Genomic DNA, 21,453 nt, shown 5'->3' with positions numbered 1-21,453 from the left:
GCTTTCACACACCCCGGGCAGGCTTCGAACCACGGGCCGCCGTTCCCTGAGCTGCCTGAGCCTCAAGCGAGGTGCGCCGCTGCACGCGTTGGTAATACGCGGTGTGCGCGCCGGACCAGAGAGCCCCGTGCACGACGGTCATGAGGAGGGCGGCCACACCGACGAGCTCGATCCCTGCCCTGGCGGTGAAGGTGACAGCCGCGGAGACACCCGCCGACAAGGCTTCCTCGCCGGATGCGGCGGCGTCGTACCCGAAGGCCTCGCGGTAGAGAAAGTAGAGGACCCCGGCGGCCACCGCGACCGCGGCGCTGACGTAGGTGCCTGCTTCATGCCGGGTGCGCCGAGACGCCTGGCGGGCTATCTCCGCATCGAGGTACGCCAAGGTGTACCGGAAGTCGTGCGCGGGCACAGCAGCGTCCTTTGTCTAATGGCCCGTAAGGGACCGTCCGGAGGGGAATGCGCATCGCGACCCTACCGAATCGTCAACACACTGTTGATTACGGGGTCATCAGCTTCCTGATCGACGACTTACTCTTCCACCCCGGCGACGCGCTCACCAGTGCCGGACCAGGCCGTCGCGACCTGGCGGGCCCTCGTCGTAGGTTCGATGTATGCGGGCACGGGGCGTGCCCCAGCCGTGCCCTTAGGGGCGGTGAACAGCGGTCAAATCCGGTAGGCAGAGGCAGTCCCCATGGAGCCCGCCAGGGAAGGAAGCAGCAGGTCAGAGGTCATATGGGTCACCTATGCACCATAGATTCCCAAGCTCAGAGCGCGGGTTCGATTCCCGTCATCCGCTCCATAGCAAAGCCCCAGGTCAGAGACTTGGGGCTTGTTTGTTGTCCAGACCTATTCGAGCTCGCTCGCGTGCCATTCGCGTGCCATAAGTAGCGTAACGGGGCGTCAGATAGGGCAGAGATCCGCCGCTCTCGGTCGAGTGGCTTCGGACGCTCTCGAATACCGAGACGTACATCAACGATCCGCGCCACAAGCAGGGTCGGTGTGGCTGAGCGCTGCACTTGGCCACAGCGCGTTCCAGTTGGCCGCCTCCTCTGTCCTTGGCTCCGCGTACGGTCTGCGCATGGTTGATCAGAGACCCCCGTTGTCATCGGTATGCGGATTCGCGGCCTGGGAGCCCGTGCTGCGGCTCATGCTGGGCGACGACGTGGAGCGGCGTGCCGCCCAGTCGGCCCGTTTGGCCGGACGCATCAGCCAGCACGGCTGGAGCCTTGCCCATCGAGGACCTATGTCGTCGACAGCGCGGATTGCGGTGGAGGACATCCAAAGGGCGCTCGCGCGCGGCGGAGTCCAAGAGATCGCCTTCAGGGCGGAGGCCCAACCGGACGGAAGGACCATGCTCGGCCTGGTCTGGCCTAGCCCGGTCGTGGAACCGGCCATCGGCTACCCGGACCTTGGTGTGCTCATCCTGGCCGATGGTTCCCTTCCCGAGCCATGGCTTCGCCGTCCCAATCCGGTGCCTGGGGCGGTGCCGGCGCCCTCGGCGGATCTGGAGTTGCTGGAGCGGACGCTCCGTGAACGGTTGCCCGACGCCGTTGGCGCGAGCGAGGAGGAGATCGCTGCCGCCGAAGCGCGCCTCGGTGTCACGCTGTCCGAGGAGCTCAAGGTTCTCTACCGGGTGACACGGGTGGACTGGGGCGACGACTTCGAGGCGGCGGACCGCGCCGGTGAGGCTGTTGGCTGCGAGCTCTCCGGCTTGGAGCACCTGTACGCCGTTGACGGGGCTGTCCGACACCTCAGCTGGGATCTGGGTGCGATGCGAGCCGTCAACACCGCACCCGACGCCGCGGTGCAGGGCCTGGCCGGCTCACCGGGCTGGATCGGCTTCGGAAGCAACGGCGGCGACGAGTTCGCGGTCGACCTGACTCCTGGCCCGGGCGGGCACTTCGGGCAGGTCATCCTGGTCGATCACGAGCAGAGCCTCGGTGCCGAGCTCGTGGCCGATTCCCTCACCGATTTCGTTCTGGGCCGGGTGCGGGAAGAACGCCGTGACCGCCGCGGCGATGAGCTTCCGGCTCTGGCCAGGGTCGGCACCGGACGCCTTGAGTCCGTCCAGGCCGCCGCCCATCCTGCCCTGGAAGTCCTGTCCATCGGCACCTGGGACGGCACACCGTTCAGCCTCGCGCCTGTCGCCGGCCTGCCTCGCCTGCGCACTCTCACCGCCTTCCCCGGCACGCTGTCCGACCCTCTGGACGTCGCCGGGCTCACCGGATTGGAGTTCCTGGAACTCGGCGCGCGGGAATGGCGCGTCCTCCTGGATGCTGGAGCCGTTCCGCGCACCCTGAAAGCCGCAGCCATCAAGGTGTGCGACCAGGACCACCTACCCGTCGTGGCCCTCGCCAACGAGATCCTGGCCCTCTGGGACCGGCCCGAGATCATACAAACGCTCATCGAGGGAGACCTCGGCCCGACGGCCTGACCGGCGGGGCCGCACAATCCCCTGTACACCTGGCCAGAGCGACCAAGTAGAGCGCTAAGCCACAGCCGGGTGGGGTCCGTGTTGGACCCCACCCCTGGTCATCCCCTGGCCCGCGCAGCTCCGCTGGGACCAGGGGATGGGGGCGGAAGCTTGTGGACAGCAATTGTCGCGCCACCGTCCTCGCCGACGCGGAAACAGCCGGCCACAACCCGGCCACCCTCCTCGACCAGGCCCTCAACCAGCGAACCCTCGATGACGCCCGCAACCCCGCCCGCGCCTTGACCTGGCGCATCCACCGACTCGGCCAACGCCACACACTCGGGCCTCGCGCCCAGGCAGCAGCCTTGGCCCGCAGCACCACACGCCGCCCACCACCCCGACGCACCCGTCGGCCGCCGCGCCAGCCGCCGCGCCAGCCGCCGTCACACATGCGCCGGCGTTGATCGGCCGACACGTTCCGCGACGGAACAGCGAAGATGATCCGTCGCGGAACACCTGCTCCGTTCCGAGAGGGAACAGGCCGCAACTTGTTCATTTTCGGAACGGCGGTCACGTTCATTTTCAGAACGGTCGCCCGTTCATTCTGTGAACAGGGTGGCCGTCGCCAGGAGGCACGGTGCCGAGCCAGCAATACATGGGAACGCCATCAGGGCCTGCTCATCTCAGCGTCGGACCTGATGGCGCGTTGACGTACTCGAAAGCTCAAAGTGATGCCTCGGCTCCGAGAGTTCCGGCGCTGATGGCTCCTCGCAGAACGTGCGCGATCACCTTCCGGAAGAGCCTGCGATCTTGCCGTCCAGGAGCTCCAGCGCCTCCTCCCACCGGAAGCGGTCCGCTCCACCGCCTGCCTTGGGGCGGTGCGGCTCGTACGACCCGACCAGCACGCCCATCTCGCGCAGCTGGTCCAGGCTCCGGCCGTAGGCCGGATGTGCGGCCATGGCGGCGTTCACGTACGGCAGGACGGCGGTCGGGATGCCCATCCCGTATGCCTCGCACAGGATGCCGAGGGCGAGTGTGTCGGCGATGCCGGCCGCCCACTTGTTGATCGTGTTGAAGGTGGCGGGCGCGACGGCGATGGCGTCGGCAGGCGGGAGTGGACGTGGGCCGCCGGGGCTGCGCCAAGCCGAGCGGATCGGGTAGCCCGTCTGGGCCTCAATCGCCTCGGTGTCAAGGAAGCCGAGCCCCTGGGGCGTGGCGATGACACCGACACCCCAGCCCTGCGCCTGCGCAGCGCTGATCAGCTTGTGGGCGTCGCCCGCGATGCCGACGGCGCAGACGACGACGTACAGGAACGGCTGTGCGGTCACGCGGGGACTCCCAGTCGGCGGCTGAAGTGGTGGAGTTCGGGCAGCGTACGTCGCCGGTCGCGGGCGGCCATGTCGGCGACCAGGTCGCGGACGGCGGGGCGGCGTACGTCCTGGGCGGCGCAGGTCTCAGCGATGCGAAGAGCCTGGTAGCCCTCGGCCAGGCGGCCCTGCTGGTTGTAGGCACGGGCTGCTTCGACCCACAGAGCCGCTCGGCGCTCGGGCACGGGGATATGGCGGCGCATGAGGGGCGCGGCAGTGTTCAGGGCGATGCCGGCGTCACCGAAGGCGACCGCGGCGCTCACCCCACGCACCCCCGCATCGCCCTGGTCCATGGCACCGACCTGATCTTCGCCGAAGCCCACCGCGACCAGCTCCAGGTGCTGCGGGCGACCGCCCGGGACGCCGACGCCATCGTCGTCCCCACCGGAGCCATGGCCGACCACCTCCTCAAGCTCGCCCCGCAGACCGACCGCCGCAAGATCGTCCACATCCCCTGGGGCATCCCCGACCGGCTCCTCAGCTGCCCGCCCTTCCGCACCACCCATCCGTCGAGGAGCCACCTGCGCCTGCTGTACGCGGGCCGGCTGACGGCGGAGAAGGGCGTCGAGGCCTGACTCCGCCACATGCCGTCCCGGCGCCGGTGTGTCGTACGGCAGGAGACCCGGAGCGGCGCACGGGCGGAGGCAGCAGCCTGACCTCGCGCCGGCCGAACCGCCCTCGACACGGCAGACCCAGTCACCCGGCTACCCATCAACGGCCCCCGGGCGCCCAGCCCTGCCCGTACTCGCCCTGACCTGCTGCCATTTACGCGTCAGATGCCCCGGTGCGCCGGGTCACCGGACTGGGTGGCGGTGGGCGGAGCGGCGGCGGAGGCGCATGGCGACGTAGATGAGGTCCGCCACCAGCAGCACGATGCCGATGATCAGCAGGAAGAGTAGTCCGTCGGCGGTGGCACCGATGATGCCCAGCACGATCGCGATGATGATCAGGACCAGGAAGAGCGTCATGAGGGTTGCCCCCTCGGTCGGCTGGTGGGCTCAGCGGCGGGCCAGCTGGCGTTCGCCTTTCGCCCCGGGCTCGTAGGGGAGTTCGTAGTGCCGGAAGACCGCTTCCTCGTCCCCGGCGGGCAGTACGTCGTCGGTGTCGATCGAAGGGCTCTTTTTCACCAGTGCCTTGTCATGGGCGACCTTCACATAGCCGGGCCCCACCGTCGCACCGTCCAGGGGGACGAACACCAGACGGTGTCGGGTGGGCAGGCCGACCCGGATCGTGGCCATGGCCGGCTCGTCGGTGGTGGTGTCGACGTAGATCGCCTCCAGCTCACCGATCCTGTGGCCCCGCGCGTCCACCACGTCGTGGGTTCGCCACTCACGAATGTCCGCCATCTGGATCATGCCGACTCCTCGCGGTCAGTCGCTGGTTCGGGAGGCGTGGCGACAAGGATCTCGGCGGCCTGGGTGACGTTACCGGCATCGACCGCACGGGCCATGGCGTCACGTGCCGCGTCGGGTGTCGTGTCCGGCGGCACCACCAGGAGGGCGAAGTGGTCGTTGTCGCCGCGTGTGATGAGGACGGTGTCGTCGCCGACGGGGAAGGAGTCGAGGTGCACGACCCGGTCGTCGACGACCACACGGGTCGGGACATCCTCCCAGGCGGCGGTATCCAGGCCGACCCTCGTGATGGGTCCGAGGTGCGCGGTGAGCGCCTGCACCAGGGCGGGCAGCTCGGCCACGACGTTACGGGAACGGGGCCACCACGCGCCGTCGAGGACGCCTTCGCGGGAGTGCGTCGTCTGCAGCCGGAGCAGGGCCGTGCCGGGTTTCACCGCCCGATGGATCTCGTCCGGCAGGAGCTTCCGGGGGGTGGGGGTGTCGGGTTCGGCCATAGTGGTCCGCCTGCCTGCACGGGGCCGCCGACACCTCATGGCCGGCGAGATGCCGCCGTGGTCTCACGATACTCCGCGTGCCTGCGATCACGCCCGCGAGCAACCGGCCCGGGCGGTGTTCCCGATGGGAGATCACCTGGTCAGAACGGATCGCCCGACCACGGCACGGAGTACGCTGAAGATACCGGGAGTAACTCGTACACCCGCTCCCACGCGGACGTCGTTTCCGGCGATCAAGGCACTGGGCCACCCCGCAGGGCGGCCCGGAGACGGGTCCGCGATCATGACCACCCTCGCACCCCCGCTTTCGGCACGCCTGTCACTGACGCCGAAGACCACACTCGCCGGCCTCCTGGACGGCGCCTGGTGGCCTCGCTCGAGTGACCTCACCGCCGAACTTCCACCCCTGGTCGACACACTCGAACAGCGCTACGGACGCATCACACGCGTCATGGTGAACCCCACCCGCTGGCCCGTCGTCCCACACAAGGTTCCCGCCACCGGGCACACCGTGCACGTCGGCTGGTTCACGGAACAGGATCCCGACAAGATGATCCTGCTCTCCTACACCGTCGGCCGCTGCGACCTGCTGGTGATCCCGCCCGAGACCGAACCCGCCGCAGCCGCCCGGCTCATGACCGCCGCCGCCATCCCCGGCAGCGTCCTCACCGCCGCTGAGCTGATGTCCGGCGAAACCGCGACCGGCCGCCATGCGCGGGACACCCGCAGCAGCGAAGACACCTGGGAGAACGACGGCGGGTCCGCCCCGCCGCCCCTCCGGCACCCGGTCGTCGGCGCGCGGATGATCCCCCTGCCGGGAAACCAGCGGAGATGACGCCATGGAGACCCTGATCACGCTCGCGGCAGGCACCCTGCTGATCGCGCTCGGCATGCGCCTGATCCACCGGCTCAACGCCCAGCACGACGCACGCATCGCGGCCCACCACTTCGACGAACCCTTCCCGGCCATCACCCGGCCGCCCGGCCACGGCCTCCACACGACGACAAGGCAGGACACGTCGACAGGGCAAGCCTCCCGCCGCAGGCTCACGGGCACCTGGCCCTGACCAGCCTCAGACCACTCCTCCGACCGAAGGCCGCGGGTGGGGCACCCGTCACCCGGGACAACCCACCCGCCGGCCTCTCGCTCGCCCCTGAAGGGACCACGCCCCTTGTACCCCACCGACACAGCGACCCTGCCCTCGGCCGGACACGCCGAAATCCGCATCGTCGCGGCCAGCCCCGAAGCCGCCCGCGCGGTCGCCGAAGTGATCCGCCGCTCCTTCGCCGGGACGGAACAGCGCAGCTACCCCGTTCCCGAAGGCGGCACCCGGCTCCACCTCACCGTCGACACCGAAACCGCTGCAAAGCCCGCCCACTCCTGGCTCACCACCAGCAGACCGTCCCCCCTCACCGGCACCCACGTCGACGAAGTCTGAGAAGCATCGGACCCTCACCTGAACCAAGGGACTCGATCATGGCGACACTCCGCGAGCGACAGGTCTACCGCGAACGAGTCCTGACCGCCCTCTACGAAGCCACCGAAGGCAACCGCCTCCTCGGAGTCCCGGGGCGGAAGCTACGGAACGACCTGCGCATCCCGGAGGAAGACCTGGCCGCCGCCTGCACCTACCTCGCCGGCGAGGGCCTGATCACCGTCGACTGGGAACCGGGCAACACACCCGCGATGGTCTCCCTCACCCACCAGGGAATCCGCCGCATGGAGGCCGAAGAAGAGGAACGCGGCTGAGCCGAACCGCCCGATGGCTCGTCGGCCCGCTCGCACTGCCCGGCCCGCAGTCGTAAAATCGAACATGGATCGAGCACTCTCACGTGTGACGATCCGGAAGGGCGGCCTCGGCGGAGTGAATGCGCTGAGGCCGTTGTGACGACCTGGGGCTTCGTGGTTGTTTCGGGCTGCTCCGGGCGCCGTGCCATCGGGGCTCAGGAACTGAGCCGCATGCCCCGGTGAACGAAGACGCACGGGAAAGGTGTCGACGGTCCGGCGCACGCCGTGCGGGTTCCAGTGCAGCGACGCCTGGTGGCAGGTGAAATGCGAACCGTCCGGCGAAGCTCGCGACGGCCGAACCTCATTCGGGGCGAAGAGGTCGTGGGTTCAGTACCGCCGGCACGGCTCCCGCGCTCGACGCCGGTCCGCTTCGGCTTCGCCCACTTCTCCCCACGCTACCCAGGACACGTGCCACAACGTGCCAGCAGGAGCGGTAAACAGCGGGCACCAGAGGGTCCGCCGGGCCTGGCGGGACGAGGGGTTCAAGGTGCGTTTCCGCAGGTCAGACACCACACACCAGGTTGAGCACCGAGTGATTCCCAAGCTTATAGCGCGGGTTCGATTCCCGTCATCCGCTCTTCTACAAAGCCCCAGGTCAGCGACCTGGGGCTTCGTCGTTGTCTATTCGGGCCCGCGTGCCCTTCACCCTGATCAGCCTTGCAGGAAGTCCAGGAGGTCCTGGTTCAACTTCTCCTTCTCGCCCGGGACCCCGGCGATGCCGTGGCCGGCGCCCGCGTAGACCTTGAGGACGGCGTTCGGGATGATCTGGGCGGCCTTGCGGGCGGTGGTGTCGATCGGCACGATCTGGTCGTCGTCGCCGTGCACGATGAGGGTCGGGATGTCGAACTTCTTCAGGTCCTCGGTGAAGTCCGTCTCCGCGAACGCCGTCACGCAGTCCACACCCGCCTTGATGCTCTGGTGCATGGCCATGTACCAGTACGCGTCCTGGTTGCCCTGGGTGACCGTGTTGTCGGGGCGGTTGGCGCCGAAGAACGCCGGCGCGAGGTCCTTCCAGAACTGCGAGCGTTCCTTGAGGAGGCCGGCCCTGATGCCGTCGAACACCTCGGCCGGCACGCCGTCGGGATTCCCGTTGGTCTTGATCATCAGGGGAGTGATCGAGGAGAGCAGGAGCGCCTTCGCGATCCGGCCGGTGCCGTGGCGGCCGATGTAGCGGGCGAGCTCGCCGCCGCCCATGGAGTGGGCGACCAGCGTGACGTCGCGCAGATCGAGCTGCGTGAGCAGGTCGTTCAGGTCGTCGGCGAAGGTGTCGAAGTCGTAGCCGCCCCAGGGCTGTTCGGAGCGGCCGTGGCCCCGGCGGTCGTGGGCGATGCTGCGGAAGCCGTGGTCGGCGACCAGCTTCATCTGGTCCTCCCAGGCGTCCGCGTTCAGCGGCCAGCCGTGGATGAAGACCACCGGGCGACCGGTGCCCCAGTCCTTGTAGTAGATCTCGACGCCGTCGCGGGTCGTCAGCGTAGGCATGGCCTTCTCCTCATCAGGTTCACCGGCCGACCTGGAGTCGGCCCGTCTGCCACCTTGCGAGCACGCGATGGATCCGACAACGCGAACCACGGGGCGGCCCGATGAACTGATGCGGATGGCCTACTGCCCTACCAGGGCACGCGCGGACGCCACGAGGCCGAGGTCGGCGGCCGATGCGGACCACAGCCGGATCAGCCCTCGGCCTCCGGGCGCGCCGTCGAGTGGAGCAGCTGGTAGGACCTGGCGTCGGCACAGCCGGCGACACCGTCTCCGTGCGGCTGGAGGCCGCACAGGCCGACGGCTCGACGAGGATCTCCGAAGGCACCTACACGGTTCGCGACGGCACGATCGTCGGCGCTGACGCACGACCGCCTACGGGTACCGGGTGCGGGACAGAATTCGGCGCCCTGCCCGCCAGGTCGCCGCTCGTGCTGTCCAAAGGCAGCAGCGGTGCCTTCCCCTGCTGTGGAGGGCCGTGCCACAACGTGCCAGTAGGGGCGGTGAACAGCGGTCACCATGGGGCGGGACGAAGCAGCCAGGACGAGGTCATTGCCACACGTTTTCGCAGGTCAGATGCCATATAGAGGTCAAGTGCCGGGTGATTCCCAAGCTTATAGCGCGGGTTCGATTCCCGTCATCCGCTCTTGAGAGAAGGCCCTGGTCAGAGACCAGGGCCTTCGTCGTTGGCAGGCCGGTCTCGCCGTTCGTACGCTCTTCAGCCCCGCGAGATGGGGCACGCGGAGGGCATGAACATCGCATTGTCTTGCCGGAGGTGTCACATGAGTACTCTGACCTGCCCTTACGGCAGCGTTACCGCCACTGCGGCCAGGTAGAAGCTCTGAGCCGGGTGTTACCTGCACCGGAAACACGGCCCGCCTCGCCCTCCTGCGGAATAATCAAGGCATGGCAGCCACGCCCAGTGTTTCCGAGCTCCGCCGCACCAGATTTGCCAGGCGGCTTCCCGCCAAGCTCTCGGAGCTCGGCGGGCCCGCCCACGGCCACGTCGACCTTCCACTGCACCTCGCGTGGTCCGGCCTGTCTCGGTTCGACCTCGACCAGCCCCGATTGCGGATGGGCTGCTATCGGATCGTGCTGGCCGAAGGGCAGCACGATGACCTGGTCCGTTACCTGAACCGGGATCTGCTCGTCGTCATGTGGCCCGTCCTGCGCACACTGATCAGCCGGGACATCCGCGATGTCTGGGAGGACGCCTTCAACGAACTGACGCCCGACGCCCAGGCCGCTGCGTGAATCTCACGGAACTGCATCGGCGGCTCCTCGCGGATGTCCTCGCCGTGGGCGATGTCTACCCTCTCGTGCTCACGGGTGGCTACGCCGTCCAGGCACACGGTCTGGTCGACCGGCTCAGCAAGGACCTCGATGTCGCCACCGAGAACCCAGAGCCGATGGAGAAGATCACCGCCGCTGTGCGCGCCGGGCTCGAGCAACGCGGCTGGCGGGTACGCGCGTTGGAAACCGACCCGCTGTCCGCGCGGCTCATCGTCACCGACACCTCCACCGGTGAGGAGTGCGAGGTCGATGTCCTCAAGGAAACACTCTGGCGTCCGCCTGTGAAGACCCAGCACGGCTTGGTGCTTTCCCTGGAGGACGTGGTCGGCACGAAGGTTCGCGCGCTGGCGGACCGGGGCCTGGCGCGTGACCTGATCGACGTCCGAGCGGCAACGGATCGCTGGAGTCACATCGAGCTCGAAGAGCTCGGCCGCCGCCACGCCCGTGACAGCTTCGACCTCTCCGATCTACAGGCCCGGCTCGCCGGCGCGGACTGGATCGATGACACCGAGTTCGCGGCCTACGGACTCGACGACCAGCAGACCATCGAGCTCCGCCGGTGGGCTCAGGAGTGGGCCGATGACATCGCCGAGAGACTCCAGGAAGCGGAAAGCCCACTCGACGACTGATCGCCGAGCATCGGACACGCGGAGGGAGCGCCGCATCTCCGAGGAAGCCGGTCGTGCCCCGTCCGTGCCCTTCGAGGCGGTGAACAGCGGTCACCACGGGTATCGCCGAGCGCAGGTCAGCGACCTGGGCCTTCGTCACTGTCTAGACCTCTTGGGGGCTGTCGTGCCCTCCGCGTGCCCCAACTCCCATAAATTCCCTGGCCGGAGGCCATCGGCCGCACCACGCGCATCGCGCAGGCAGGCCGCCAGACCGAACACAGAGACACATGTCCGGTTGACCTGCGTCACGTGGCGCCATGGATTCGCGTCTTCGCTCGGCAGACGGCCGGCGACCGCGCCGCGGAGGGATCTGCCGTACGGGGGACACACAGCAAGCCCCGCCCTCAAGCGCATGGCGCCGCGCCAGTCAGTCGTGACGATCGCGGCCCGATGTGGCCGATGAGCGCATGCAGGGGGGCGCGCCTACGGTGGGAATCGCACCGTCCGCGGCAGTGCCGTGCACGCCGGCGGGCACGGGACCCGGCCCGCGCAGCAGCCGGCCGGGCCGGAAGGGAGTTCATCGTGACGTTCGTGGAGAAGAAGCGACTCGACGTCGGTCGCAGCGAGAAGGCGCTGCTGAAGGTGTCGTGGGAGGGCGAACTGTTCGGGGTGGGGCTGTTCGAGGCAGCGGCCGAGAGGTTTCCCGAGCATGCCGACGTGTTCACGGCGTGCGCGACGATGGAGTGGATCAACATCCACGACTGCGAGCCGTTGGGCCACAGCCTGGGCGTGCACATCACCCTGGAGGAAGCGGAGAAGCTGGGCCGCGAGGGTGAAGCGTTCGCGCGCCACCTCTCGTTCAAGCACCTGGCCGAGATCACGAGCATCGAGACTGCCGAGGCCGATGAGCTGTACGAGCACATGGGCAAGCACACCGACTCTCCGGAGCTGAAGACGCTCGCGGACGACCTCTACGACCACGAGAACGCGCTCCGCGACTGGATGAAGTCCGAGCTGGCCGGGAACTCCGACGGCGGCGAGAAGGTCTTCGCCTGGCTGGAACGTCACGGGGTGAGCCGGAGCGAGGCGATCACCCCGCGCAAGCTCCGCGAGGACGTCGGCGGCGACAAGCAGGAACTGGTGCTCGCGTTCTTCGACACCGAGGACGCCGCCGACGCGGCGGCCGAGACGCTGAGGAACTGGGAGAAGGCCAGCGAGTACATGCGGGTCGACGCCATCGGCGTACTCGTCAAGGACGACAACGGCAAGGTCAAGGAACACAAACTGGGCCGGCGCGCGGGAAAGCACGGTATGGGCATCGGCGTCGCCCTGGGCGTGGTGGCCGCGATCCCCACCGGCGGGCTGTCCCTGGCCGGGGGTCTTCTGGGCGGCGCCGCCGGCGGCGGGGTCATCGGCCAGTTCTTCCACAAGGGCCTGAAGATGAGCGACGAGGACGCGACCCGGATCAGCGGCGAGCTGGACGCCGGCCACGCGGCGGTCGGCGTGCTCACCTGGGACTTCGAGACCCAGGCAGTCTCGGACAAGCTCACCGAGCTAGGCGGGACACCCCAGACGCACGAGGTGGCCAAACTGCCCGCCGAGACCAGCTGAACGACACCATCTTGCGGGCAGACCGTGGACAACCTGCCCTCGGGGCCGGGAAGGCGCTCCGCCCCCGGCCCCGAATCATCAGGCTTCTCGCGCCTGCCTCGGCTGGGCCTTCGACTTGTCACGGGCGGCCCGGACCCGTGCATCGATACCCCCAGCGACCTCCTGCTGACGTTCGTCGTCGGAGTGCTGGTAGATCATCGCGGCCTTCTCCGAGGACTGGCCGACGCGGACCATCGTGTCCTTGAGCGTGGCGCCGGACTGGGTGGAGAGGGTGTGGCCCGTGTGCCGGAGGTCGTGGAAGCGGAAGTCCTTCGGCAGGCCGACCTTGGCGCGGGCCTTCGCCCATTTCCGGCCGAAGGTGGTCCGCCGGAAAGGCGCCCCCCTCTTCCCCACGAACAGCAACCCGTCGGGGTCCTTCTCCGCGAGCCAGTCCAGGTGCCGCTTGACCTCGATGTGGAGGAAGGCGGGCAGGTGGATGGTGCGGACACCGGCCGCGGACTTGGTGTCGCCCTCGACGCGGTGGCCGGTGTTCAGTTCCGGCACCACGCAGGCTCCGGTGATCGTCCGAGCGAAGGTTCCGATCGGGCTCGGTTACGGCCCGCAGCACGGGCTGAACCCGGCAGGCTTGTTCACGTCGTTTCCCGGCTGGCGGGTGTTCGCCCCCGCCGATCCCCGGGAGTACCTCGGCATTCTCAATTCCGCGTTGGACTGTCCGGACCCGGTACTGCTCGTGGAGTTCTCGTCCTTGTACGACGAGGTGTTCTCCGTGACTGAGGCTGATTTCACCGCGAAGCTGCCCCTGGAGGGAGTCCGGTTCGTCCGGCGCGGCACCGATGTCAGCCTCCTCAGCTACGGAGCCGGACTGTCGTGGACGCTGGCGGCCGCGGAGGAGCTCGCCGCCCACGGCTGCTCGGCGGAAGTGATCGACCTGCGGGCCCTGGACAGCCCGGCCATGGACTGGAAGACCCTGGTCAGTGCGGTGTCACGTACGGGAGCGGCCGTCTTCGTGGACCCGGCGGCACAGGGTCAGGCGATCGGCCCACGGGTGATCGCCGAACTGGTGAGCCGCCACCGCCTCCAGCTCCCGATGGACCACGTGGCCTGTGCGGACGTCCAGCCCGTCGCCGCGGCACTCGAACGGCAGGCCACCGCCGGCGTTCCGGAGATGGTGCACACCGTCCGCCGACTGCTGGAGCCGTGACCCGCGGTCCCTGCCCAAGCTGTCTGGCCGCCGCTCGCGAAGGCCGTGCCCCAAGGGCCGGTAGAGGCGGTTACTCGTCGGGGAGCGGAACCCGCGCCTCGCTCGACGCCCGTGTGTTGACAGTTCAGAACAGATCCCTGGCCAGCGGGAACCGGCTCCTGACCAAAGCAGAGCCGTAGCACGTGAACGCCGAGACACAGTTGCAACATATTTCCCTCACAAGATGCCAGCTTGATGAGCAGTCATCCAGATATGGCCGTTGTCCGATCTCGATAAGTTCCCCCTGATCGCCAACAGGTGATCGGTAAGGGGAGGAACGAACAGGATGAGACAACGGACGTCCGCTCTGAGCGAGCGGCATCCGGTGCCTTCGCCTGGCCGGATGAGGCGAATAGCCCTGGCCACGGCGTTGGTGATGACCTTCGGACTGATGGAAGGGATGGCGGCTGCGGAGCCGCCGAAGGCCCCCGTCGAGGAACCGCAGGTGCAGGGCCCCGCCGAGGCTGAGGACGCCGCGTCGGCGCTGCTCATGGCCCGGCTGCAGAACCGGCGGATCGAGGTGACCGGGGAACGGACCGAGGCCACGACGAGCTGGGCCAACCCCGACGGCTCGATGTCGCTGGAGTCGTACACCGGACCCGTCCGGTTCCAGGACGACAACGGCACCTGGCGCAAGGTCGACCCGAGCCTGGTCGAGGCGCCGGGAGGTGGGGTCCATGCGGCTGCCCACCCGCTCGACCTGACGCTGGCCGGCAAGTCGTCGGCCGCGGATGTCGCGCGGATCGAGGCATCGGGTGGCGAGCCGGGCGAGAAGACGACGCCCGCCGTGCCGCTGGTCTCGCTCGACAGCGGTGAGGGGCACGAGATGACCCTCTCGTGGCGCGGCGCCCTGCCCGACCCGACCGTGCACGGGACCGAGGCGCGGTACCCGGGTGTGGCGCCCGGCACCGACATGATCGTCGAGTCGACCCGTACGGGCTTCGAGCAGTTCCTGGAGCTGAAGGACCGTAGCGCCGTCGACGCCAACGGTTCGGTGACGATGACGCTTCAGGCCAACGGTCTGACGGTCAAGGCGAACGCGGACCGGTCGGTGTCGTTCCTCGACCCCCAGACCGGCAAGAACGTCGGTGTCCTGCCCGCGCCGGTGATGTGGGACGCGACAGTCGACCCGAACTCGGGCGAGCACGAGCGCAAGGCCGACGTCGGCCTGAAGGTCACCCAGAACGGCGACACGGTCGACCTCACGCTGACCCCGGACGCGGCCTTCCTCGCCGACCCGGCAACAAAGTTCCCGGTGACCGTCGACCCGGCCGTGAACATCGGCACGAGCTTCGACACCTTCGTGCAGCAGGGCTACACCACCGACCAGTCGACGTCGACCGAGCTGAAGCTGGGCAACAACGGCTCCGGCCAGATAGCCAAGTCGTTCCTCGCCTTCCCGATGTCCAAGATCACCGGCAAGGTGATCAAGTCCGCCAGCCTGAACCTGTACAACTTCCACTCCTGGTCGTGCAGTGCGCGCAGCTGGGAAGTCTGGGACACGAGCTCCGCCTCCACCAGCACCCGCTACACGGCCCAGCCGAGCTGGAACAAGAAGTGGTCGACGTCCACAGCCACCAAGGGCTACTCGTCGTCCTGCGCTGACGGGTGGGTGAGCACGGACATCACGAGCCTGGCAGCCGCCTGGGCAGCCAACGGCAACGGAACCAACACCCTCGGCATCCGGGCGACGGACGAGACCGACGAGTACGCCTGGAAGCGGTTCAACTCCGGTAACGCTGCCTCCGGCACGCCGTACCTGTCGGTCACATACAACACCAAGCCGGGTGCGGCCACTCCGCTGTCGCCACTGACGGGCGCTGCGACGAACGACACGACGCCGACCCTGTCCGCGAAGGCGACCGATGCCGACAGCAACACCGTCCGGCTGTCGTTCGAGCTCTGGACGTCGTCCGGGACGGCGGCTCTGCAGGCCGGCCAATCGGTGTACGTGGCCTCCGGCGCCACCGCGACCTGGACCCCGGGCACGGCCCTCGCCCCCGGCTCGTACAAGTGGCGGGCGGCGGTCTACGACGGCCAGGACTGGAACGGCACCTGGTCGGCCTGGCAGACCTTCACGGTCGACACCACCAAGCCAGGCGCCCCGTTCGTGACGTCCACGGACTATCCGCAGGACGGTGCCTGGCACGGTAGTGGAGGTACGCCGGGCACGTTCACCTTCACTCCGGCCTCTGGCACCACCGACCTGGCTGGGTACGTCTACTCGCTGGACGGCGCCACCGCGGTGAACCTGGCCGCCACCGGGGCCACGACGGTGTCCCTCACTCCGGCCGCTGACGGTCACCGCACCCTGCGCGTCCAGACCAAGGACGAGGCGGGCAACGTCTCGACGGCAGTGCTCTACGACTTCCTGGTCGGCCAGGGCGCGATGGTGCAGCCGGCCGAAGGCTCGGTCAGCGCGCGCCGCGTCAAGCTGGCCGTCGACGCTCAGCCCAAGTACACGCGCATCAGCTATGAGTGGCGCCGCGGCCCGGGAGCGACGATCCACCCGGTCCCGCTGGCCAACCTCACCAAGTCCGACAACACGCCGGTCACCGCGGCGAAGACGCCGCTGTCGGAGATAGGCCCGCACGCCAACTGGTCGGTCCTGGAGACCCTCGGCCAGATCGGCGGCGTCGTCCAGGTCCGCGCACAGCTCTACACCAACAGCGACACCGACCCCGCGTACATCAGCGAGTGGCGGGGCTTCACCGTCGACCCGAACGCCGACGGCGCCGCATCTGACGAGGTCGGCCCTGGTTCGGTCAACCTGCTGACCGGCGACTACTCGGTCAGTGTCACGGACGCCGACGAGTTCGGCCTGTCCTCCTCCCGTACCGCCTCCTCCCGGGGCACGGACCGGGGCTGGATGCCGCAGGGCGAGCGACTGACCGCCAACCAGCAGCACGTGTCCACCGACACGGCCGGCTTCTCCGCCTACACGGCGACGATCACCCGGGACACCACGCTCGGCCAGGACGGGTCGACCGACTCACTGAAGGTCGTGCCGACAACCAATGCCAACGGCGACGCGTTCGCCGAAGTCGGCGGCGACCAGAACGGGCTGCGGCTCGGCATGAAGCCGGGCAAGACGTACCGGTTCTCCGCCTGGGCCTACGTGCCCTCCGCGACCGGTCTGTCCCCGCAGCACGCCCGCGGTCTGAGGCTGTACGCGGGCTTCTCCACGCCGGGCGGCTACGTCGAGCCCACCTCGCGCAAGGTTCCGTACACGGACGCCTGGGCCGAGCTGTCGCTCGACTTCACGGTCCCGGCGGATGCCACCACGGCGTTCCTTCGCCTGTACAACGGCTTCCCCGCCAACTCGGGCAAGGCCGTGTACTTCGACCACCTCTCGCTGCGCGAGCTGGTGGCGCCCTTCGGGCCGGAGTGGGCCGGTGGCGCCACTGGCGGTGTGACGGACAACGAACTGCACTCGCTGACGTTCCCCGGCAAGGACGTCGCGGTCATCACGGGGTACGACGACTCCACGATCACCTTCGCCAAGAGCTCAGACGGCTCCTTCAGCCCCGAGCCTGGAGCCGAGAGTCTGATCCTCTCGGCATCCGGGAGCGAGTATGTGCTGACCAACGACGACGGCACGGTGACCCGCTTCAAGAAGCAGACCGGGTCCGACGTGTACGTCGTCGACAGCGTCTCCGGTACGGATGCCGCTTCCACCAGTCGCTATGTGTACGACACGGCCGACGGCCGCACCCTCGTCAAGCGCGTCATCGCCGACGTGGAGCCGGGTGTCGACGACATCGGGCAGTGCACCGGCGCTGTCCCGGCGCGCGGCTGCGAGGTGCTGGAGTACGTCTACGCGACGGCCACAACCGCCACGGCCACCACTCCGGGCGACGTCATCGACCGCGTCAAGGCCGTGCGCATCTGGTCCTGGGACCCCGCCGCCGGAGCCGTCACCGCCGTCGACGTGGCCACCTACCGCTACGACTCCCTCGGCCGCCTGGCCGAGGCATGGGACCCACGCAAGGGATCGGTCGGCGACACCTCGATCTTCAAGACCGCTTACACCTACGACAGCGGCAACCGCCTCACCAAGATCGACACCGCCGGTGAGCTGCCCTGGTACTTCGACTACGGCAAGGCCGGCGCCGACCAGGACCCGGGCCGTCTGCTCCAGGTCCGCCGCCCCGCGCTCCAGCCGGGCAGCAAGGACGTCGTCGAGGGCGAGACCGCCTCGAAGGTGGTCTACGAAGTGCCCCTGACCCGCTCCGCGGGCGGGCCCCACGACCTCGACGGGGCCAGTGCGGCCAAGTGGGGGCAGTCGGACGTGCCCACGGACGCGACCGCCGTCTTCGACGACGCGTCGGACCCCGGCACCCACACCGCCACGTCGACCACACCCGGCAAGGACGGCTATCAGCAGGCACTCGTCCACTACCTGAACGCGTCCGCGCAGGAGGTGAACACCGCCACCTGGTCCCCCCTCGGCATCGGTGACATCGGCACCGTCGAGTACGACCGCTTCGGCAACACCGTCCGGAAGCTCGATGCTTCGGCCCGTCTGCTCGCCCTGGGTCTCGGTGAGGACGCCGCAGAGCGTGCCGTCGAACTCAACCTGCCGGACGACTCCGCCGCTCGGGCCGCGTTGCTGGACTCCCGTGCCGTCTACAGCCGTGACGGTCAGGACGTCCTCGAAGAGCTGGGTCCCGTCTATCGGGCACTGCTGGACGAGGCGGTGCCGGCGCAGGCCGACCCGCCGATGCCCGCACTCGCTGTAGGCACGTCGGTGCTCGTCCGCGAGCACACCGTCCACAAGTACGACGAGGGCAAGCCCGACGGCGCGGCCTACCACCTGGAGACGACCACCCTCGACGGCGCCAAGATCGAGGGCTACACCAACGACGTCGAGGTCCGGGTCACCAAGACCGGCTACGGCACCCCGATCGGCGGCACCTCCGGCTGGACCCTGCGCACCGAGACCTCGGTGACCACGGACGCCGTGACCGGCGGGGCCAACATGACGGCCACGCTCAAGTACGACGCGTCGGGCCGCGCGGTCGAGTCCCGCAGGCCGGGCTCGAACGGCGCCGACACCGGCACGGTCAAGACCGTGTTCTACACGGCCGACGCCAACCCGGACGACGCAGCCTGCGGCAACCGCCCCGAATGGGCGGGCAACCCGTGTGTCACGCTCCCCGGCGGCAAGGTCACCGGCGCGGACACCACGCGCATGCCGGACACGCTGCCGGTCAAGCGGGTCACCCGCTACTCCCGCTTCGGGGACGTCGAGGAGGTCACCGAGACCAACGCGGGCAAGACCCGCACGTCGACCACCGTCTACGACGCTGCCGACCGGATCGTCTCCACCCGGATCACCGGAGACCTCGGCCAGGACCTCCCCGAGGTCACCACCGAGTACGACCCGGTGACCGGCAACGCCGTCAAGACCACGGCCGGGGCCAAGACCATCACCCGGGTCTTCGACGCGCTCGACCGTCTTCTCTCCTACACGGATGCGGACGGCGGCACGACCACGACCGAGTTCGACAGGTTCGGCAAGCCGGTCAAGGTCAGCGACAACACCGGCTCCACCACCTACACGTACGACCGCACGCAGGAACCGCGCGGCATGGTCACCTCGGTGACCGACAGCATCGCCGGCACCTTCACGGCCAAGTACGACTCGCAAGGCCGACTGGTCGAGCAGACCTACCCGGGCGGCTACGTCCGCAAGGACACGTTCAACGCCGCGGGCGGTGGCACCGGCCGTACGTACACCCGCGTCTCTGACGGTGAGGTCGTCTACGGCCAGCACCTGGACATGACGACCCAGGGCGCCGTCGCCACCGACACCAACTCCACCGACAGCAAGGAGTACACCTACGACCGGCTCGGCCGCCTGACCAAGGCGATCCAGACCACCACCGCCGGCTGCACCACCCGCGCCTACGCCTTCGACGAGGCCGGCCGCAGCATCACCGGCCGCATGAACCGCACCTCGAAGACGGTCTTCGCCGCCGCCGAGGACGGCTCGTGCACCGCCACCGGCGGCACGGTCACCGCCAGCTCGTACGACAGCGCCGACCGGCTGCTGACCGCCGGCTACACGTACGACGCCTTCGGCCGCACCACCGCCACCGGCACCGGCTCGGTCAACACCTACTGGGACAACGACCTCATTGCCTCCCAGACCGTGGGTGACAAGCGACAGTCCTGGAGCCTCGACCCGGCGCACCGCTTCACCGCCTTCACCACCGAGGTGAAGCAGCCGGACGGCACCTGGGCCAACTCGACCAGCAAGCTCAACCACTACGGAGATGACTCCGACGAGCCCCGCTGGATCATCGAGGACACCACCCAGGGCACCGTGACCCGCAACGTCTCCGGACCGGACGGCGACCTCACCGCCACCACGTCCGCGACCGGCGACGTGGAGTTGCAGTTCGCCAACCTCCACGGCGACGTGGCCGTCACCCTCGACCCCGCGACGACCACGCCGAAGGTGCTCACCTTCGACGAGTTCGGCGTCCCGGCCCAGGGCCAGGCCACCCAGCGCTACGGCTGGCTCGGCGCCAAGCAGCGCTCCTCCGAGGCACTCGACAACGTCATCCTCATGGGTGTCCGCCTCTACAGCCCCGAGCTCGGCCGTTTCCTCCAGGTCGACCCGGAGCCGGGAGGCAACGCCAACCCGTACGACTACTGTGCGGGCGACCCCGTCAACTGCAACGACCTCGACGGGAACTGGGGCTTCAGCTTCAAGAAGATGTTCAAGGCGGTCGCCCGCGTAGCGGAAGTGGCCTCCTACATCCCAGGCCCCATCGGCAACGTCGCGTCCGCCGTCGGAGCCATCTCCTACGCCGCCACCGGCAACTGGCGCAAGGCTGCCGAGATGAGCGTCGGCGTCGCCTTCGGCTCCGCCGGCCGCCTCGCGGTCAGGGGCTTCAAGGCAGCGCGTTCTTTGCGCAAGGCCGGCCGCGTCAACCGCGTGGCCTCACGAGCCCGTTCGGTCTTCAGGCGCTCACGGTGCAACTCCTTCGCTCCGGACACACCGGTCCTGATGGCCGACGGCAGCTATCTGCCGATCAGCGCGGTCCGCATCGGTGATCTGGTGCTGTCGACCGATCCCGTCACGGGGGTCAGCACCGCGCAGCCGGTGCTGGACGTCATCTCCGGATTCGGTCTCAAGCACCTGATCGGGATCGACACGGACACCGATCCCACGAACGGCGGCCTCGTCGCCACCTCCGAGCACCCGTTCTGGGTCGTCGGGAAGGGATGGACGCCCGCCCAGCAGGTCCGGGTCGGCGACCGACTCCTGAACCCGTCCGGGGCTGACCATGTAGTCCGCCGCGTCGTCGACCTAGGCGAGGCCGAGGACCAATCCGTCTTCAACCTGAACGTCGGGAACGTTCACACCTTCGTCGTCAACGACGGCACCGCCGACGAGGTCGTCCACAACGCCAGCGAATGCCCTATCGTGCGCGTTCAGGGCCGGCCCAACGGAGGCATTGTCTCTCCAGGCCCCTTCGCCCGGTACGGCGTCCGGTGGCCCAAGGGAATGTCGCGCAGCTTCACCAAGGACGTACGCACCAAGATCGACAACCTGGGCCGCGCCCACGGATGCCACCGGTGCGGGGCCAAGACGCCGGGCGGGGGCCTGAAGCGGTTCATTCCGGACCACTGGCCCGCCGTCTCCATCAACAAGCGCTGGGGAGGGAAGCTGAAGACGCTCCTCCTCCCGCACTGCTCTCGCTGCTCACTCCTGCAGCGGGACAAGCTCCGGGCGCTTTCCAACGCGATCAGAAGGAGAAGGTAGGCAAGTAGGTACTCCCGGTGGGTCGGCCAG

The 21,453-nt window shown here is 68.7% G+C and carries 16 protein-coding genes and 3 pseudogenes; 11 read left to right on the top strand and 8 right to left on the bottom strand.

Features of this window, described 5'->3' with window-relative positions; translation table 11 throughout:
• Positions 1–4 precede the first annotated feature (4 nt).
• On the bottom strand, positions 5–409 hold the full coding sequence (locus FDM97_RS01165) for a hypothetical protein (protein WP_137988407.1): 405 nt from the start codon (positions 407–409) through the stop codon (positions 5–7).
• A 690-nt stretch (positions 410–1,099) separates the two neighbouring features.
• Between FDM97_RS01165 and FDM97_RS01160 the strand changes: the two genes are divergently transcribed.
• The gene (locus FDM97_RS01160) at positions 1,100–2,434 is read left to right on the top strand and encodes an SMI1/KNR4 family protein (protein WP_432816272.1); all 1,335 of its coding nucleotides are present in this window, start codon (positions 1,100–1,102) and stop codon (positions 2,432–2,434) included.
• 764 nt (positions 2,435–3,198) lie between these two features.
• Here the strand turns inward: FDM97_RS01160 and FDM97_RS01150 are convergent.
• Together FDM97_RS01150 and FDM97_RS01145 are read right to left on the bottom strand one after the other, a co-directional pair.
• Positions 3,199–3,741 (bottom strand): flavoprotein, encoded by a 543-nt coding sequence (locus FDM97_RS01150; protein WP_137988405.1) that lies wholly within the window; start codon positions 3,739–3,741, stop codon positions 3,199–3,201.
• Positions 3,738–4,076: pseudogene (locus tag FDM97_RS01145) on the bottom strand (helix-turn-helix domain-containing protein); the annotation flags it as partial. The pseudogene FDM97_RS01145 and the gene FDM97_RS01150, both read right to left, overlap by 4 nt.
• Between FDM97_RS01145 and FDM97_RS01140 the strand changes: the two are divergent.
• A pseudogene (locus FDM97_RS01140) lies at positions 4,038–4,352 on the top strand (glycosyltransferase); the annotation flags it as partial. The pseudogenes FDM97_RS01145 and FDM97_RS01140 overlap by 39 nt on opposite strands.
• A gap of 222 nt (positions 4,353–4,574) precedes the next feature.
• On the opposite strand, the gene FDM97_RS35640 reads toward FDM97_RS01140, so the two are convergent.
• The 3 genes from FDM97_RS35640 to FDM97_RS01130 are packed head-to-tail and all read right to left on the bottom strand — an operon-like array spanning position 4,575 to position 5,626.
• Positions 4,575–4,748: a hypothetical protein gene (locus tag FDM97_RS35640; protein ID WP_175438997.1), complete on the bottom strand. Its 174-nt coding sequence runs from the start codon at positions 4,746–4,748 to the stop codon at positions 4,575–4,577.
• Positions 4,749–4,778: 30 nt separating this feature from the next.
• Positions 4,779–5,135 carry a PRC-barrel domain-containing protein gene (locus tag FDM97_RS01135; protein WP_137988404.1) on the bottom strand — a complete coding sequence of 119 codons (357 nt, stop codon included), beginning with the start codon at positions 5,133–5,135 and terminating at the stop codon, positions 4,779–4,781.
• On the bottom strand, positions 5,132–5,626 hold the full coding sequence (locus FDM97_RS01130; protein WP_137988403.1) for a DUF5994 family protein: 495 nt from the start codon (positions 5,624–5,626) through the stop codon (positions 5,132–5,134). Before FDM97_RS01130 ends, FDM97_RS01135 begins: the two co-directional genes overlap by 4 nt.
• A gap of 283 nt (positions 5,627–5,909) precedes the next feature.
• Here FDM97_RS01130 and FDM97_RS01125 point away from each other — a divergent pair, with 283 nt between their 5' ends.
• From FDM97_RS01125 to FDM97_RS01110, 4 genes are all read left to right on the top strand, one after another.
• Positions 5,910–6,461 (top strand): DUF5994 family protein, encoded by a 552-nt coding sequence (locus tag FDM97_RS01125; protein WP_137988402.1) that lies wholly within the window; start codon positions 5,910–5,912, stop codon positions 6,459–6,461.
• A 4-nt stretch (positions 6,462–6,465) separates the two neighbouring features.
• Complete coding sequence (locus FDM97_RS01120) at positions 6,466–6,693, top strand: hypothetical protein (protein WP_137988401.1); 228 nt, start codon at positions 6,466–6,468, stop codon at positions 6,691–6,693.
• A 105-nt stretch (positions 6,694–6,798) separates the two neighbouring features.
• Positions 6,799–7,065 carry a hypothetical protein gene (locus FDM97_RS01115; protein WP_137988400.1) on the top strand — a complete coding sequence of 89 codons (267 nt, stop codon included), beginning with the start codon at positions 6,799–6,801 and terminating at the stop codon, positions 7,063–7,065.
• 38 nt (positions 7,066–7,103) lie between these two features.
• A complete protein-coding gene (locus tag FDM97_RS01110) occupies positions 7,104–7,376 on the top strand; it encodes a hypothetical protein (RefSeq protein WP_137988399.1) in 273 nt (90 codons plus the stop codon).
• 690 nt (positions 7,377–8,066) lie between these two features.
• Here FDM97_RS01110 and FDM97_RS01105 read toward each other — a convergent pair.
• Positions 8,067–8,894 carry an alpha/beta fold hydrolase gene (locus FDM97_RS01105; RefSeq protein WP_137988398.1) on the bottom strand — a complete coding sequence of 276 codons (828 nt, stop codon included), beginning with the start codon at positions 8,892–8,894 and terminating at the stop codon, positions 8,067–8,069.
• A gap of 903 nt (positions 8,895–9,797) precedes the next feature.
• Between FDM97_RS01105 and FDM97_RS01100 the strand changes: the two genes are divergently transcribed.
• The 3 genes from FDM97_RS01100 to FDM97_RS01090 all read left to right on the top strand — a co-directional run bounded on the left by FDM97_RS01100 (position 9,798) and on the right by FDM97_RS01090 (position 12,403).
• Positions 9,798–10,145, top strand: a complete 348-nt coding sequence (locus tag FDM97_RS01100; protein WP_137988397.1) for a transcriptional regulator — start codon at positions 9,798–9,800, stop codon at positions 10,143–10,145.
• Positions 10,142–10,813: a nucleotidyl transferase AbiEii/AbiGii toxin family protein gene (locus FDM97_RS01095; protein WP_137988396.1), complete on the top strand. Its 672-nt coding sequence runs from the start codon at positions 10,142–10,144 to the stop codon at positions 10,811–10,813. Before FDM97_RS01100 ends, FDM97_RS01095 begins: the two co-directional genes overlap by 4 nt.
• A 561-nt stretch (positions 10,814–11,374) precedes the next feature.
• The gene (locus tag FDM97_RS01090) at positions 11,375–12,403 is read left to right on the top strand and encodes a hypothetical protein (protein ID WP_137988395.1); all 1,029 of its coding nucleotides are present in this window, start codon (positions 11,375–11,377) and stop codon (positions 12,401–12,403) included.
• 78 nt (positions 12,404–12,481) lie between these two features.
• Here the strand turns inward: FDM97_RS01090 and FDM97_RS01085 are convergent.
• A pseudogene (locus tag FDM97_RS01085) lies at positions 12,482–12,943 on the bottom strand (tyrosine-type recombinase/integrase); the annotation flags it as partial.
• Positions 12,944–13,169: 226 nt separating this feature from the next.
• Between FDM97_RS01085 and FDM97_RS01080 the strand changes: the two are divergent.
• Both FDM97_RS01080 and FDM97_RS01075 read left to right on the top strand, forming a co-directional pair.
• Positions 13,170–13,604 (top strand): transketolase C-terminal domain-containing protein, encoded by a 435-nt coding sequence (locus tag FDM97_RS01080; RefSeq protein ID WP_254705450.1) that lies wholly within the window; start codon positions 13,170–13,172, stop codon positions 13,602–13,604.
• Between the two features lie 382 nt (positions 13,605–13,986).
• A complete protein-coding gene (locus FDM97_RS01075) occupies positions 13,987–21,423 on the top strand; it encodes a DNRLRE domain-containing protein (protein WP_137988393.1) in 7,437 nt (2,478 codons plus the stop codon).
• Positions 21,424–21,453: the final 30 nt, after the last annotated feature.

This window comes from Streptomyces vilmorinianum, from assembly GCF_005517195.1.
Classification (GTDB): Bacteria; Actinomycetota; Actinomycetes; order Streptomycetales; family Streptomycetaceae; genus Streptomyces; species Streptomyces vilmorinianum.
Note: the sequence above shows the minus strand (reverse complement) of the source record. Positions and strands in the feature narration are given on the sequence as shown.

Bases quoted from the DNA above. Each gene is read 5' to 3' on its own strand.
- FDM97_RS01110 (WP_137988399.1), top strand. From the start codon at position 7,104: ATGGCGACACTCCGCGAGCGACAGGTCTACCGCGAACGAGTCCTGACC.
- FDM97_RS01075 (WP_137988393.1), top strand. From the start codon at position 13,987: ATGAGGCGAATAGCCCTGGCCACGGCGTTGGTGATGACCTTCGGACTG.
- FDM97_RS01125 (WP_137988402.1), top strand. From the start codon at position 5,910: ATGACCACCCTCGCACCCCCGCTTTCGGCACGCCTGTCACTGACGCCG.
- FDM97_RS01130 (WP_137988403.1), bottom strand. From the start codon at position 5,626: ATGGCCGAACCCGACACCCCCACCCCCCGGAAGCTCCTGCCGGACGAG.
- FDM97_RS01105 (WP_137988398.1), bottom strand. From the start codon at position 8,894: ATGCCTACGCTGACGACCCGCGACGGCGTCGAGATCTACTACAAGGAC.
- FDM97_RS01135 (WP_137988404.1), bottom strand. From the start codon at position 5,135: ATGATCCAGATGGCGGACATTCGTGAGTGGCGAACCCACGACGTGGTG.
- FDM97_RS01120 (WP_137988401.1), top strand. From the start codon at position 6,466: ATGGAGACCCTGATCACGCTCGCGGCAGGCACCCTGCTGATCGCGCTC.
- FDM97_RS01100 (WP_137988397.1), top strand. From the start codon at position 9,798: ATGGCAGCCACGCCCAGTGTTTCCGAGCTCCGCCGCACCAGATTTGCC.
- FDM97_RS35640 (WP_175438997.1), bottom strand. From the start codon at position 4,748: ATGACGCTCTTCCTGGTCCTGATCATCATCGCGATCGTGCTGGGCATC.